A 14,696-nucleotide genomic window follows, 5' to 3' on the forward strand; every position below is an offset into this window, starting at 1 on the left:
GGAGCAACGTCGAAGTGCGCCGCTCAATTAAACCAAAGCGCGAACGTCAGAAACCCGGCGCCGCCGAACTGGCGCTGGATCTGGTTGAACTCCTCGCTGGTGAGAGTCTTGCCGCGCTCGAGATAGGGCGCGATGGCCGGGCCGGTGATCGACAGCACCAGGTCGAAGGTTTTTGGCTCATCAAAGAAGCGCTTCATGTTGATGCCTTTGTCGGCGATGCGGAAATGCGGCAGCAAGGTGCGGCCTTCCAGAAGATCCTCGGCCATATCAAGGGCGGCGAGCCAGGCCTGTACCTGCTGCTCACCAACTTCGAGACCGGTCAGCGGGCTGGTGCCTTTCTGCTGCGGCCCCGGCAGCCATTCGCGGTCATTGTCGGTTTCGGCGCGGATGGCTTTCCAATCCTCGCGCGACAGCCGGATCATTTCCATGAGATGGCGGCGTGCCGCTTGCCGGCGCTCAGGCTCGACCACTTGCCAGTTAATGAGATGCACCAGGGAGATAAAGTCGGCTAGTCGCCATTCGGACGTCAGGATGCCGCCATTCGTGCCACCGTCCAGCGGCACGAGCGTATCCTGCAGCGGCAGTTTTGCGCGCGGGAACAGCATGTGGAAGGAGCCGTCGAACGTGTTTCTGAAATCATGCGCCAGCCAGAAGTCGGCCTGCGCCATCAGGAACTCGGCATAGCCCTGCAGCCAATAGCCGTCGGCGCGGTCGAAGCGGAAGATGAGGGCGGGTGCGGCCGCGTCTGGCGCACCGCCGCCGCGTGACAGAGACGCCATGATCGCCGCGGCGCTTTCGTCCGGCGCGATCGTGCCGTCCTCGTTGAGGTCGATGCCGAGGCGGGTGAGGTCGATGACCATGCCGATGTCCGCGTCGGCGGGTACCGAACCCAGCGTGGCCGCGGATTTCTCCAGCCTGTCGCGGAAGGCGACGAGAATGGCGCGGAATTGTTCGTAGGTCAGCGGCTCGGGATTGGCATTGTCCGGCACCGGCAGCCGCATCAGCGGCAGCATGAAGGATTGCGGGCTGTCGAAACCGTGGCGGTGCAGGCCGCCGGCCAGGATCTCCAGCGCGGTGAAGAATTCGCCGGCGCCGGCGGCGTAGGCGGCTGCCGGATCGCCTGGCGCGGCGGCTTCCAGAGCGGCAAGAGCGCTGTCGCGTTCGGCTACGATTTTTGCCTCGAACAGGGCCGCCGCTTCGGGAGCCGCGGCGCTGGGTGAAGCCAGCGGCAGGAGAAGAATGATGGCGCACGCCACCAGCCTGGAAAAACGCGTCATCGTGATCGCCCTTTGTCGCTCCGCAGTGGATCATACACGCATTTGGTTCGCTGCGCCTGTGGCCTGCGGTTCACCCACAACAGTCGACGCTTCAATCAATCCGGCGGACGGTCTACACAAGGCAAACGATTGGGCGTCGCGTGTCGAACTATCCGCTTTCCTACAAACTGTCGTGGCTGCCGCGTTTTCTCCGGCCTTCGCTCAATGGCGACGCGCGCGGCTTTGCTCCGGCGGCCGCAGCCCTGCTCGAACCACTGCCGGCGCGGACGGTGCGGCTGGCTTTCGTCGGCGATATCTCGGCGGTGGCCAATCGCCGCGCGCCAGACTGCGATCCGGCGATTGCGGCACTGCTTGCCTCGGCCGATCTGGTGGTCGGCAATTGCGAAAGCCCGGTGGTGGAGCGGCCGAGCGCTGTTTGGGGCACCAGGCTCGGCACGCACCACGCGATGAGCGAGCGGTTCCTTGCCGAGGCGCTGGCCGCCGCCGGCATTTCGCGTGAAAAACTGGTGCTGTCGCTGGCCAACAACCATGTGCTCGACCAGGGTATTGCCGGCTTCGACGAGACCGTCGCCGCGCTGGAGCAATTAGGCATCCGCACGATCGGCAGTGCGGCTCCGGTCGAGCGGTTTGCGGTTGGTTCGCTGACCATAGGCCTTGCCGCCTTTACCTTGTGGCGCAATACCGACGAGGCTCAGTTGGCGGGCCGAGTCTCGATGCAAGCCGATCCGACGCAATGGCCGCACGCTGCCGCTTCGGGTGTCGACCTCCTCTGCGCGGTGCCGCATTGGGATTGGGAATTCCGGCATTTTCCACGTGCGAAGACGCGGGCAATGGCGCGACTTCTGGCCGAACATGGCGTCGGCCTGATCGCCGGGCATCATGCCCATGTCGTGCAGCCGATCGAGCGGATCGGCAAGACGCTCGTCGCCTATGGGCTCGGCGATTTCATCGGCACCGCCTTCGCGCGCCAGCCATGGCCCGGCCGCATCGGCGCCATTCTCGTCGTCGACATCAGCGACGATCCCGGCACGCGCGGGGCCATCGCCGCCTACCGGCTGCATGCCTTCATGCGGCTGCGCGCCGGCGATCACGAGCGGCTGATGCCGGTTGAAACGCTGGCGGGAAAATCCAGGCAAAGGGTTCTGGCCCGCCTCGATGCGATCTTCGGTGCCGGGCGCTGACAGCTGCGCTGACGCGGTCCACCAAACCGGCTATCATGCCCAACGCGGGCGGGCTTGTGGGGCGGGTGGGTGATGGAAACTGCGGATTTCATGCCGAGCGAAGCGGTGATCGCCGGCCTCAGGAAGGACATCGAGGCCTACGAGGCGCAAAGGGCTTCGGCCTATCGCCGGACGCGCTGGCGGGTGCCACTTTTCATCGGATCGGTGGTTGTCTTCGTGGCGCTGGTGGCCTGGCTCTTCAACGGGGTTGCCGACCCCAACGAGCAGTGGTTCTCGACCCCGCATGTGTTCCTCTATATCGGCGGGTTCCTGGCGGCGATCCTGCTCTATCTCCAGGCGATCAGGCCGGCGCGCAAATTGCAGCAGACGTTCCGCAACAGTTTGCTGCCGATCGTCTTCGGCTTCATCCAGGACGTACGCTATCAGCATGGCGTAACGCCGAACTCTTTCGATCGGCTGCCGCGCGAGACGATTGGCGTGTTCAACCGTTCGTATTTCGAGGACGTCGTCTCCGGTCGGTATGAAGACTTTGCGTTCGAGCTCTATGAGGTGACGCTGCTGGAGAGGAACGGCAAGACCACATCTCAGGCGTTCAAGGGCGTCATTATCGCGTTCGACACCATTGCGCCGTTCCCGGGAATCTTGGTGGCGGCGCGCCGTGCCAATATGGTGGTAGGTTTCTTCCGAGGCATGTTCGGCAGCAAGACGGAACAACTGTCATGCGGCGTACCCGAACTCGACGCCGCCTACGAGTTCCACACCGACAACATCGAAGCGGCGCGGCCGCTGGTGACCGGCCGGCTGGCGCAGGCGCTCGAATGGCTTGGCGAAACATGGCCGAAGGAACCGGCACGCGTCGCGCTCAACGGCAGCGACGGCTTTCTGCTGCTTCCGCAGACGAAGAACTTCTTCGAACTGCCGGACATCTCTGTGCCGCTCGACTATGCCAAGCATGTTGCGCCGATGATCGCCGACATGGCCACGATCCTGGCGACCGCGGCACTGGTCCGCAAGATCGGCGTGAAGGATGTAGAAGCCGGTTGAACTAGAATTCAGCCGTCAGCAATCGAAGCCATAGTTCTGGTGATAATAGTCGGCGTCTTCCTTCGACATTTTTTTGAAGAGAACGCAGACAGTGAAACTTCCCACCCGGCGGCCGTTCTTCATGTAGCCCCAGTCGGAAATATCGTCCCGGCTGAATTCGATCTCCTGGCCTGCCACGACGTTGTGCACGGTCTGCGGCTCGTTGTCCAAGGTTCCTGCGAATCCGGCCGCCGTCCGGTGGAAGGGAAAGACCCAGAAATGTTCAGTGGCGTCCCCGTCCCTGACCACGACTTTCAATTGGAAGTCGGCCGTTCCGGATGGCGGTGCGTCGGCCAATACCAGGAAGTCGTCGAGACTGGCACGCGCCTGCTCGATAGCGGCCGCCATCTCCGGATCGTCGCCAGCTACGCTGACGACCTTGTCGTCGCCTTGACCAGGAGTCTGCGCGTCGGCTGATGCCGGAGCAAACGCAAGCAACAGGGCAAGCGCGATACGGGCTGCAAGCTTCATGATGCGACTGCTTTCGACATTTTCGCCAGACAAACCGGATCATCGTTCGCCGAACGTCTGATTGGCAACTGGTTTTTGTCTCCATCAGGCGCTATTCCTGGGGCAGTGGGGTGGGGCTATGGTCGAAGAACGCAAGGGGTTTCGCCTGTCGCGGCGGCTGCTGCTGGGTACGACCGTGGTCGGCGGCGCGATGCTCTGGGGCGGCACGACCGTGGCGCGGCTGGCGCGCGGTCCGTCGGGGCAGAAGAATTCCGGGCGCATCGCCGACATTGACGGAATCGACCTGGCGCAGAAGCCGCTGGAGGGCCCGCCAGCCTACGATCCGGCGCTGCCATGGCTGACCAAGGGCGGCAACATCAACGATGCCAGCGGCCTGTCGATGACACCGGTCTACGGCGTTATCGAAGTCAGCGAGGAAGACCACATCGCGAGCGCGCTGGCCTTTGCCCGCGCCAATGGCCTGAAGGTCTCGGTCGCGGCAGTGCGCCATTCGATGGGCGGCCACGCCTTCGACGACAACGCGCTGGTCCTCGACATGCGTAAATTCAACAAGGTCAGTATCGACCCGGCTGCAAAGACGATGACCTTGCAGCCGGGCGCGCGCTGGCACGACATCCAGAACCTTTTGCACCCGCGCTTCGCGGTGAAGGCGATGCAGTCGACCGACATCTTTTCGGTCGGCGGCTCGCTGTCGGTCAACGCGCATGGCATGGACCACCAGGCCGGCTCGGTCGCCGGTTCGATCCGATCGATGCGGGTGATGCTGGCGGACGGTTCGGTGACGACCTGCTCACCGGCCGAAAATACCGAGCTGTTTCGCCACGTCGTCGGCGGCTACGGCCTGTTCGGCGTGGTGCTGGAGGCGACACTCGACATCGTCGACAACGCCGTCTACCGGACCTCGCGCGAGATCATAAAATCGGACGATTTCCCGACGTTCTTCGCCGAGGTTCTGGAGCCAAACAGGGCGATCGGTCTGTTTTATGGGCATCTGTCGACTGCGCCGGGCAATTTCCTCGAGGATATGATCGTCTACCGCTATGACAAGGTCGCCGACCAGCCGCCGGCCGACCAGCCGGCAATCGGTGAACCGGGTTCGGTCGGGCTCAAGCGCGTGATCATCAACCTGGCGAAATGGGGCAGCCTGTTCCAGGAGCTGAAATGGTTCACCGAAAAGACGCTGGAGCCGCAATTCGAGAGCTGCACGGTGGCGCGGACGACGGCAATGGGCGAGGGCGAGGCCTGCCTGGTCACCCGCAACAACCCGATGCACGATTCAGTGCCCTATCTGTTCAACGATCTGCTCGACGAGACCGACATCCTGCACGAGTATTTCATCCCGCGGGCGGCCTATAACCCGTTCATCGCGGAAGCGCGCGAGATCCTGCGCAACCAGACCCTGCCGGTGCTCAACGCGTCGGTACGCATCGTCCACAAGGAGGATGTGGCGCTGAATTATGCGCCGGAGCCGGCCTATTCGCTGGTGCTCTACATCAATCAGCCGACAAACGCTGACGGCAATGCCAGGATGCGGGCGCTGACAAGGGCGCTGATCGACGTGACGATCAAGCATGGCGGGCGTTTTTTCCTGCCCTACCAGCTCCACTACACAGGCAAGGAGCTGCTTGCCTCCTATCCGGAACTGCCGTCCTTCCTGGCGAAGAAGCTGCAATACGATCCGGGCGAGCTGTTTTCGTCGATTTTTTATCGCGCCGTCAAGGCACTGATCGGCACGGCCTGAAGCGGCGGCTACAAACCGTCAGGCAGCTTCGCCGCCAGCCAGTTCGCCGAACGCCTGGCGATGCCGATCGTTGCCGATGCGGCGCGGCCGAGATCGGTCTTGACCACGGCGTAGCCGGCCTTCGTGCGGTAGACCACGGCGCGGCCGCCATCGACCGCCGCTTCATAGGCGACCGGCCGGACGGCTTCCGTTTCCGTCGCCGTGGCCTGCGTTCCGACCGCAGCACTGGGCCGATGGCTCAGTTCCGGTGGCAGCGGGTCTGTCGCTGCGGTGCTGGCCGTCGTCAATTCAGGCTCGGAAGCGGTCGCAGCGAGCTGCGATGACGAAGACGAGTTCTGTGTCCGGCAGATGCCGGAGACCAGCGGATAGTCGAAATTGCGCTCGTGCAGCATCTGGCTTTTCATCGCCGCTTCGCATTCGGCGATGGTCGACCATTTGGCGGGCGTCTCGCCGATATATTCGCAAAGCCTGGCGTCGCAATCGCAGCCGACGATGGTCATGGCGACAAGGGCGGTCTTGATCACGGTCGTGTCCCTCCGAGTTGCCTGGCACATGTGCGCAAGACAACGTGTCTACGGCATCATCAATCGTTGCGGAACAAGGCGGGATTTGGCCGCGATTGTGGAATGAGCGTGACGGAGCATCACGCAACGTCCTGCCGAGGCCGACTGTGACCGAAAGGCCTCAGTAATCGTAGACATGCTCGAGCCTGGCGCCCGCCGTCATCAGCGCCGGCAGCACGATGTGCAGCTTGCGCACGGCGACGGTCAGGCCGGTGCGGCGCGTCGAAGGTTGCGCCGGAAGCGGGTAGCTGAACAAGGTGCGTGCACCTTCGGGAACATTGATCTCGTCATTGGAAAGCATGGTGACCATGATCTCGTCATTGCCGCCGATCTCGACGATGGAGACGCCCTTGCCGATCAGGCGCGGGATCATGTCGGTGAACACCTGATAGCGTCTGGTGACGAAGATCGCGCCGTCGGCGCCGAGATCGCGCTCCAGCAAGGTGTCGGGTTCGTTGCGCGTCACCTCGCCGACCGGACCCTTGGCCCAGACATGAATATCGAGCAAGGCGGGATCGGTGGTGGCGGCGAGCGCCGACTTGATCAGATCGGCATAGCCCTGCTTGATCGTGTCGGCGAGGCCGAAAGCGAGCTTGCGTTCGCTGGTGCGGACGGCGCTGTCGTCCGCTGCCGGCTGGACGGCAAACAGGCCGGCACGCTTTTCGGCATAGGGAAACTGGTACCACGGCACCTGGTCGAGAAAACCGGCATAATCGGCCGCCACCTTGGCCTGGTAGATGTCGACGGCGGTGCGCTTGCCGGCTGTCGCTTCGGTGACGCGGCCGATCGTATTTTCATAGGCCCACTGGATGGCGTGCTCGATCGTGTGGCTGGTGCCGATGACCACCAGCATCTGGTGGTTGTCGAGGTTGAACTTGTAGGTGGAGCTGGCGCGGATGACCATCGCATAGTCCTGCCAGAAGCGGCCGATATAGGAGAGATAGGGAAAACCGCTCGGCTGGTTCTTGTCGACGAAGCCGGCATATTCGCGGGCGGCGTAGACGATGGCCCACTCCGGATAGGTAAGAAAGGTCGATTCCTCCGGCCGCTGGTAGCCGGGGATCTCGGCACGGATCTTGTCGGCCAGCGCCTTTGGCGGGGCACCCTCGGCGACGCCCGGCAATGGCGTTGTGTCCAGCGACGGCGTCGTGAGAAAGCCGTAGGCCAGCCCGGCGATCGGGATCAACACGACAATGACGACGAGCCAGAGGATCGCCTTGATGATGCGCTTCAGCCAGCGGAACAGGAACATGGCCGGTCAGGCCGTGGCGAAATGGTCGTACACACGTTTCGACAGCCAGAACCCGACGTAGACGGCGAAGCCGCCGATGAAGATGTGCGGCAGGTTGGCGAAGAAGCGGGCCGGGAATTCGATGTCGTTCAGGGAGCGGAAGCCGTTGATGAAGATGCCGCCATCGAGGCAGCCGGAACCGGTGACCAGGCCGAGCACGCCGTCGAACAGATAGACCGAGCCGAACAGCTTGAAATAGAACACCGCCTGGCGGTGCGAGATGAAGGCGGCGGCCAGCGCCCAGACGCCGGAGAAGGCGTGCAGCAAATCGTCGTACCATTGCAGCGAGAACAGGCCGAACAGATTGCCGCCGGCGTCGTTGAAAGCCGGCACATAGCCGATGGCAACAACGCCGAAGAACAGGAAAGCATAGGCAACAGCAAGCTTCTGGATGAGCGTCATGAAATGTCCCCCTGCCGTCAGCCCCTTTAAACGGCCCCCGACGACAAATGGATAGTAGCTGATTTTGGCGCAGCGTGAAGCGTCGCCGGCAAAATCGTCAGGCGGGGCCACAAAGACAGTCGGCGCCGGGATCTCTCCCAGCGCCTCCCTGTCAGATCAGGACACGGTCGCGGCAGCAACTCCCGAAAGATGTCGCGCCATGCCGGCCTTGATTTTGACGGTCCTGCCAGTCGCCACCCGAGGGCAGCGTCCGTTCCGGACCACGCCGGTCCCCACTCTTGCGAGCTTTGCCCAGCGCGCCATCGAAGGTTTTTGCCGTCCTTCATGGCAGCATCGGTCCGCCGTCGGCGTTCGCACGCTTTCCGCGGCCCCGTAGGTCTCGGCGTCCATCCCTCCAACAAGCAAGCCTGTTCTCGTTCAGGGCCGTACGGGCCTCAGGAAATCCGCCGTTCCGCTTTGCCTTTCGGCGTGGCGATCGGTTGCCGCCTGAGATGGGTTTTAACGTACGTCGGATAAGCGTTCGGCGGAACTGCCGCATGCCTGTGGATAGCGGGATTATCGGGGACTGACCCTGCCAAAATAGCGACTTTCCGATCTCTGCCGCCGCCGGTCGGGATTTGCCGCCTCGATGCCGAAGCCGCATTGTCGGGTAATCGACCCTTGCCCCGCAGGCCGGCGCGGGCTTCAATGCCGGCAAATGATTGGAAGGCGTGTTCGATGGCCTTGGGGAGGCAGGCTTGAAGGTCGCGGTGGTTCTCAATCCGATCGCCGGCGGCGGCAGGCTCAAGCGGCATTGGCCCGAGGTTGCGGCTTCGCTGAAAAGACATTTCGGCGATTTCGAGCTGCGTGAAACGCAGGCCGAGGGGGATGCCGAACGGCTGGCGCTCGACCTTGCCGCCATCGGCTTCGAGCTGGTGATCGCGGCCGGCGGCGACGGCACCGCCAGCGAAGTCGCCGACGGGCTGCTGAAGGCTTTCCGGGAAAGCGGCCGGACGGCCGAACTCGGGCTGCTGCCTTGCGGCACCGGCATCGACTTTGCCCGCGGGCTCGGCCTGTCGAACAATGTCGATCTGACGCTGAAGCGGATTGCCGAGGCAAAGCCGCGCAAGGTCGATGCCGGCTGCATCAGCTATGTCGACGACCATGGCGCACTGGCCAGCCGCCATTTCATCAACATCGCCAGCCTCGGGCTTTCCGGCGCTACCGACCGTGCCGTCAACGCCGACAGGCGCAAGGGCAAGGTTTCGGCCAAGGCACTGTTCTACTGGCGCACGGTCTGGGAATTCCTCCGTTACCGCTTCCAGGAGGTTGCGATCACCATCGACGACGGTGCCCCGGTTGAGGCGCGCATGGCATTGGTGGCGGTGGCCAACGGCAAATTCTTCGGCGGCGGCATGATGATCGCGCCCGACGCCGAGCTTAACGACGGCGAGTTCGACATCGTCATCCTGCGCGCCGCCGGCAAGCTGAAGCTGATCTGGGACATCCGCCTGCTCTATGGCGGGCGGCACCGCAACCATCCTGCGATCACCATCCTGCGCGGCAAGAAAGTGGTTGTCGAGCCGCTCGGCGATGTGCAAAAGAACGCCGCGCTGATCGACGTAGACGGCGAATCGCCGGGTCGCATACCAGCGACTTTCCAGATCCTGCCCGGCGCATTGACGCTGAGATATTGAATCAAGGTGTTGAGACTTTGATTCAGTTGACTGCGGCTCTGGTTCCGGCGATCTCTCCAATCGACTGAAATCGATTGATAATCCAGCCAATATCAACTTGCGAGTTTAGCCGGGAAACCGGGTGCGCGCAGGTCGGTGCCGACGGCATCCTCGAGCAGTTTCACGATCATCGTCGACCAGGCGCTGCCGCTATAGGCCTGCTTGCCTTGCCTGAAGATTGCGTCGACGCGCGAGGCAAGCTCGAGCGGAACGCCGAATTTTTCACCCATGCCGAGGGCGAAGCCGAGATCCTTCAACGCCAGGTCCATGGTGAAGCCGATGTCGTAGGAGCCGTTCAGCACCAGCTGGCTTTCGGTCTCATGGACGAAGCTGTTGCCGGAGGAGGCGACGATGGCATGATAGGACTGGGCAAGGTCGAGCCCGCCCTTTTTGGCCAGCATCAGCGCTTCGCCGGCGGCGACCAGATGGATGAAGGCCAGCATGTTGGTGATGACCTTGATCACCGCCGCCGAGCCGACCGGACCCATCAGGAACGAGCGCGCGCACATCGCCTCGACGGCAGGGCGGTGGCGCGCATAAAGCGCTGTGTCGCCGCCGACCAGCGCGGTGATCTGTCCGACGGCTGCCAGATGCACGCCGCCGGTGACCGGGCATTCGAGCGTCTCGACGCCTCTTGCCGAGGCGAGGGATGCAAGGCGCAAGATCTCGTCTTGGCCATTGGTCGACATCTCGATCCAACTGCCGCCTGCGGGCAGGCCTTCGAGCAATCCGCCGGGGCCGGCCAGCACCGCCTCGCTGACTTTTGGCGAGGGCAGGAAGGTGATGGCATTGCCGGCGCGGCCAGCGGCATCAGCCGGGCTGTTGGCGGCATCGGCACCAAGCATCACCAGCCGCTCGACGGCCGCCTGGTCGAGGTCGAATACGGTGACGGCAAAGCCGTTGTGGATCAGGTTGGCGGCGAGCTGGCCGCCGAGATGGCCAAGACCGACGAAGGCATAGCTCTGACGCGCGCTCACGGCATCAACGGCGTCTGCAGCATCTGCAAATGCAGGTCCTTGCCGGTCCAGGGATGCGCCTCGCAGACGGCTTCGTCGAGTTCGACACCGAGGCCTGGCTCCTTCGACGGGATGACGTTGCCGTCCAGCCATTCGATCTTCTTCTTGAGCAGCTTCGCGTGAAAACCGTCCCACTGTTTCAGCGATTCCAGAATGAGGAAATTGGGCAGCGTCACCGCAAGCTGGATGTTGGCGGCGCCGACGATCGGTCCGCAGTAGCAGTGCGGCGCGACCTGAATGTGGTAGGCTTCGGCCATGGCGGCGATCTTTTTGGTTTCGAGAATGCCGCCGGAGCGGCCAAGGTCGGGCTGAAGAATGGTCGCCGCACGGTTCTCGATGACGCGGGCGAACTCAAATTTGGTTGTTAGCCGCTCGCCGGTGGCAATCGGGATCGAGGTCGCGCGGGCGACCTGCGCCATCACCTCGGGCATGTCGGGCGGCACCGGCTCCTCGAACCACAGCGGATCATAGGGCTCGATGGCGCGGGCGAGGCGCAGCGCGCCCGATGCGGTGAACTGGCCGTGCGTACCGAACAGGATGTCGGCCCTGGTGCCGACCGCCTCGCGGATCGCCTTGACCATGCGGGCGGAGAGGTCGATGTCGACGAGGCGCGGCTGGTGGCCGTCGAAGGCGGTGTAGGGGCCGGCTGGGTCAAGCTTGACCGCATTGAAACCCTGCTCGACATATTCGAGCGCGCAGGCGGCGGCCAGATCTGGGTCGTTATAGACGTTCTTGCCGCGGGCGTCCTCCGAATGGACGCTGCCGCTGTGCGGGTAGAGGTAGGTATAGGAACGCAGCGTTTCGTGTACCTGGCCGCCAAGCAGCTTGTAGACCGGCTTGCCGGCCTCCTTGCCGATGATGTCCCAGCAGGCGATTTCGAGCGCCGAGAAACAGCCCATGCCCGACACGTCGGGGCGCTGGGTGAAGCCGGACGAATAGGCGCGGCGGAAGAAGGTCTCAATATCGTGCGGGTCGCGGCCGATCAGATAACGCTCGGCCATATCCTCGACCATTTTCGCCGTGACATGGGCCGAGAAGGTGGCGTTGTAGGCCTCGCCATAGCCGACGACGCCGCCATCGGTGGTGAGCTTGACGAAGATGAAATACTTGCCGCCGATGCCGGGCGGCGGATTGCCGACCACCCAGGTCTTGACGTCGGTGATTTTCATTTTTGATCCTCCAGAACCAGTTCGGCGCCCTTCCATCCGGTCATGATCGCGGCGGCGTTGGTGTTGCCGGTTATGTTGTCCGGAAAGATCGAGGCGTCGATGACGCGCAACGCCTGGATGCCGTGTACCTTGAGGCGCGGATCGACGACGGCGCGCGCCGGGTCCGGCCCCATGCGGCAGGTCGAGACCGGGTGATAGACGGTGCCCGAGCGCTTCCTGAAATCCTGAATGAGATCCGCGTCGGAGGTGATCGAGGGACCGGGCAAAACCTCTTCCTCTATGATCTCCGCCATCGCCGGCATCGAGGCGATCTTCCGGACGAATTTCACCGCCGCCAGCATTTCAGCGACGTCCGCCTCGGTCGAAAAGGCATTGGCGACGATTTTGGGATAATCGCGCGGATTGGCGGAACGGATCATGATTTCGCCGCGGCTCGACGGACGGCAATTGGACAGTCCGATGGAAAAGCCCGGCCATGGATCGGGCGTCAGGATCGGGCGTTCGCCGCTCTTCGGAATGACGGTCGAAAACGCCTGGAAATAGAGCTGCATGTTGGGCCGTGCCGTGGCCGGATCGGTGCGAAAGAAGCCGCCGGCATTGTTCATCGACAGCGACAGCGGGCCCGACCGCAAAAACACGTATTGCATGCCGACCAGCAGCTTGCCCCACCACGGGCGCAGGATCTGGTTGAGCGTCGGCAGCCTGCCCTTGAACGTGTAGTTGATGCCGACATGGTCCTGCAGGTTTGCCCCGACATTCTCGTTGGCGTGAACGACGGGAATGCCGAGCGCGCCAAGAAGCGCCGACGGGCCGACACCGGAGAGCTGGAGAAGTTGGGGCGAATTGACCGAGCCGCCCGACAGGATGACCTCGCGGCCGGCGCGGGCGGTTTTCGTCGCGCCATTCTGGAGATATTCGATGCCGACGGCGCGTTTGCCCTCGAACAGGATCTTTGTCGCCAGGGCGTTGATCTCGACGCGGACATTTTTGCGCTTCATCGCCGGGCGCAGGAAGGCGCGCGCCGCCGACATGCGGCGGCCGTTCCTGGTGGTGATCTGGTAGACGCCGGCGCCTTCCTGCGAGGCGCCGTTGAAATCCGGGTTGAGCGGCAGGCCGGCCTGGTTGGCGGCGGCGAGATAGCGCTTGGTGAGCGGATGGACGGAGGTCGAGCAGTCGGTGACATGCAGCGGCCCGCCGACGCCGCGCCATTGGTCGGCGCCGGCCTGATTATCCTCCAGCGCCTTGAAGGCGGGCAGCAGGTCATCGAAGCCCCAGCCGGGATTGCCGGCCGCTGCCCAAGCGTCGAAATCCTCGCGCGCGCCCCTGATCCAGACCATGGCGTTGATCGAGCTCGAGCCGCCGAGCAGCTTGCCGCGCGGCCAGTGGTCGGCATTGCCGGCGAGGCCGGGATCCGGCTCGGCCTTGTAGTTCCAGTTGACCGCCGGGTCGAAGAAGGTCTTGCCGTAGCCGAGCGGCATCTGCACGTAGAAGCGACGGTCGCTGCCGCCGGCCTCGAGCACCAGCACCGAGAAGCGGCCGGAAGCCGACAGTCTCTCGGCCAGGACCGAGCCGGCCGAACCGGAGCCGACGATGATGAAATCATAGGTCTGCATGATGGATGCGGCTGGCTCCGAATTTCAGGCTGCAGCCTAAACGCCGCAAGCCGCCGTCATCACCGGAGCTTCCGGCATCGCTTGTGAAAAAAGCGACTGGCGATACCCGGTTTGGATTTCGGCGTGTTGCCGAAGCTGGTTTGGAAGCTCAGCTATCAGAATCGCATCTGCGCCCATCCGGGTCGAACAAGGCCGCAGCCTCATTGGCTTCTTCCAGCAGGAAGGTGAACACGCTTGAGTAGGAGTTGATCGAACCCAACAGAGGATCATCACTCTCCCAGCGAAAGACCCTCCCGTCCGGATTCATGGCAATTAAATTCCTATTATCCCCGAGTGAACCAATAAAGAGAACATCGTCTGGTGCATTGCCTGGCCGTCTCTGTACATTCGGTTCCAGTATGGAGAAGGGTTGTTGACCCGCCTCCACTAAATTTGTGCGTGACCAGCTGCGTCGCAGCCCATAGACGTTTATATAATTCGCAAACAGACCTATCCCGTTGTGGAGCATGAGAAAGCAACGGAAATTATCTGGGAGTCGACGCGAAATTTCAGACTCCATCTGCCCAATTCCGATGGCGTCAAGCGGCGCATACAGTTGATGCAAATACGCTTCAGGCGCTCGATCAGGAGTATGCCCGATCCACTCTGTTCCATCCGGATATGTCTTCGTCCCGAGGCGTTTCCATTTATCGACTAGGGTTCGGAGCTCTCTGTATGCACGAGCGTCTTCATTGCTTGACCATTCTTCCTGCGAACGCATTGTCCCTAATAGCTCCATTTACCCACTTTTGACGGGTTCTAGGGTCTACCTTGTCAACCTGATCTATCACATCGAAAACAACGGGCGAACATCACAGAGTTGGTAATCGCGCCCGACGGTGACTTTCGCGCCTACAACCTAAGGTCGCCAGCCAGTTCGTTCGGCCGGAGACGTGAGACTTCCCAAGCTGCGATCCGCTGCGGAAGTCTAGTCTTGCTGTTGCAATGTCGGTGAGCCTCGCTACGGCTTTGATTAATCTGTTTGCGTTCAGTAATGTTCGCCGGTGACAGCGAAGCGGGCGCAATAGCGGCTGGATGGCAACTTTCCACCGATAGTGTTGAAAAAGTCCGGGTTGCAGCAGTCCTGAAGCACTGATTCAATCTTCGTCGTAAGAGGAGATTGAGTCGATGATGG

General features: G+C 62.7%; 13 protein-coding genes. 4 read left to right on the top strand and 9 right to left on the bottom strand.

Annotated features, from left to right (window positions below):
- Positions 1-23 precede the first annotated feature (23 nt).
- The gene (locus NKH99_RS05645) at positions 24-1,277 is read right to left on the bottom strand and encodes a hypothetical protein (RefSeq protein ID WP_353013090.1); all 1,254 of its coding nucleotides are present in this window, start codon (positions 1,275-1,277) and stop codon (positions 24-26) included.
- A gap of 140 nt (positions 1,278-1,417) precedes the next feature.
- On the opposite strand from NKH99_RS05645, the gene NKH99_RS05650 reads away from it, so the two are divergent.
- Both NKH99_RS05650 and NKH99_RS05655 read left to right on the top strand, forming a co-directional pair.
- Positions 1,418-2,458 carry a CapA family protein gene (locus NKH99_RS05650; protein WP_352469766.1) on the top strand — a complete coding sequence of 347 codons (1,041 nt, stop codon included), beginning with the start codon at positions 1,418-1,420 and terminating at the stop codon, positions 2,456-2,458.
- A 72-nt stretch (positions 2,459-2,530) separates the two neighbouring features.
- Positions 2,531-3,502 carry a DUF3137 domain-containing protein gene (locus tag NKH99_RS05655; RefSeq protein ID WP_352816069.1) on the top strand — a complete coding sequence of 324 codons (972 nt, stop codon included), beginning with the start codon at positions 2,531-2,533 and terminating at the stop codon, positions 3,500-3,502.
- 15 nt (positions 3,503-3,517) lie between these two features.
- On the opposite strand, the gene NKH99_RS05660 is transcribed toward NKH99_RS05655, so the two are convergent.
- Complete coding sequence (locus NKH99_RS05660) at positions 3,518-4,012, bottom strand: YegJ family protein (RefSeq protein WP_352816071.1); 495 nt, start codon at positions 4,010-4,012, stop codon at positions 3,518-3,520.
- 118 nt (positions 4,013-4,130) lie between these two features.
- Here NKH99_RS05660 and NKH99_RS05665 point away from each other — a divergent pair, with 118 nt between their 5' ends.
- Positions 4,131-5,753 (top strand): FAD-binding oxidoreductase, encoded by a 1,623-nt coding sequence (locus NKH99_RS05665; protein WP_352816073.1) that lies wholly within the window; start codon positions 4,131-4,133, stop codon positions 5,751-5,753.
- An 8-nt stretch (positions 5,754-5,761) separates the two neighbouring features.
- Here the strand turns inward: NKH99_RS05665 and NKH99_RS05670 are convergent, their stop codons facing one another.
- From NKH99_RS05670 to NKH99_RS05680, 3 genes are all read right to left on the bottom strand, one after another.
- The gene (locus NKH99_RS05670; RefSeq protein ID WP_352541029.1) at positions 5,762-6,277 is read right to left on the bottom strand and encodes a hypothetical protein; all 516 of its coding nucleotides are present in this window, start codon (positions 6,275-6,277) and stop codon (positions 5,762-5,764) included.
- A gap of 160 nt (positions 6,278-6,437) precedes the next feature.
- A complete protein-coding gene (locus NKH99_RS05675; protein WP_352816076.1) occupies positions 6,438-7,568 on the bottom strand; it encodes a hypothetical protein in 1,131 nt (376 codons plus the stop codon).
- Positions 7,569-7,574: 6 nt separating this feature from the next.
- A complete protein-coding gene (locus NKH99_RS05680; protein ID WP_352690658.1) occupies positions 7,575-8,009 on the bottom strand; it encodes a hypothetical protein in 435 nt (144 codons plus the stop codon).
- Between the two features lie 737 nt (positions 8,010-8,746).
- Between NKH99_RS05680 and NKH99_RS05685 the strand changes: the two genes are divergently transcribed.
- Positions 8,747-9,685 (top strand): diacylglycerol/lipid kinase family protein, encoded by a 939-nt coding sequence (locus NKH99_RS05685; RefSeq protein ID WP_352816078.1) that lies wholly within the window; start codon positions 8,747-8,749, stop codon positions 9,683-9,685.
- Between the two features lie 92 nt (positions 9,686-9,777).
- Here the strand turns inward: NKH99_RS05685 and NKH99_RS05690 are convergent, their stop codons facing one another.
- From NKH99_RS05690 to NKH99_RS05705, 4 genes are all read right to left on the bottom strand, one after another.
- Positions 9,778-10,701 (bottom strand): NAD(P)-dependent oxidoreductase, encoded by a 924-nt coding sequence (locus NKH99_RS05690; protein ID WP_352816080.1) that lies wholly within the window; start codon positions 10,699-10,701, stop codon positions 9,778-9,780.
- Positions 10,698-11,909 carry a mandelate racemase/muconate lactonizing enzyme family protein gene (locus NKH99_RS05695; protein ID WP_352816082.1) on the bottom strand — a complete coding sequence of 404 codons (1,212 nt, stop codon included), beginning with the start codon at positions 11,907-11,909 and terminating at the stop codon, positions 10,698-10,700. The genes NKH99_RS05690 and NKH99_RS05695 overlap by 4 nt, the downstream gene beginning before the upstream one ends.
- Positions 11,906-13,522 carry a GMC family oxidoreductase gene (locus NKH99_RS05700; protein ID WP_353013098.1) on the bottom strand — a complete coding sequence of 539 codons (1,617 nt, stop codon included), beginning with the start codon at positions 13,520-13,522 and terminating at the stop codon, positions 11,906-11,908. The genes NKH99_RS05695 and NKH99_RS05700 overlap by 4 nt, the downstream gene beginning before the upstream one ends.
- 148 nt (positions 13,523-13,670) lie before the next feature.
- Positions 13,671-14,282 (bottom strand): SMI1/KNR4 family protein, encoded by a 612-nt coding sequence (locus NKH99_RS05705; RefSeq protein ID WP_352774301.1) that lies wholly within the window; start codon positions 14,280-14,282, stop codon positions 13,671-13,673.
- Positions 14,283-14,696 lie beyond the last annotated feature (414 nt).

The organism is Mesorhizobium sp. M0854 (assembly GCF_040319815.1).
GTDB lineage: Bacteria > Pseudomonadota > Alphaproteobacteria > Rhizobiales > Rhizobiaceae > Mesorhizobium.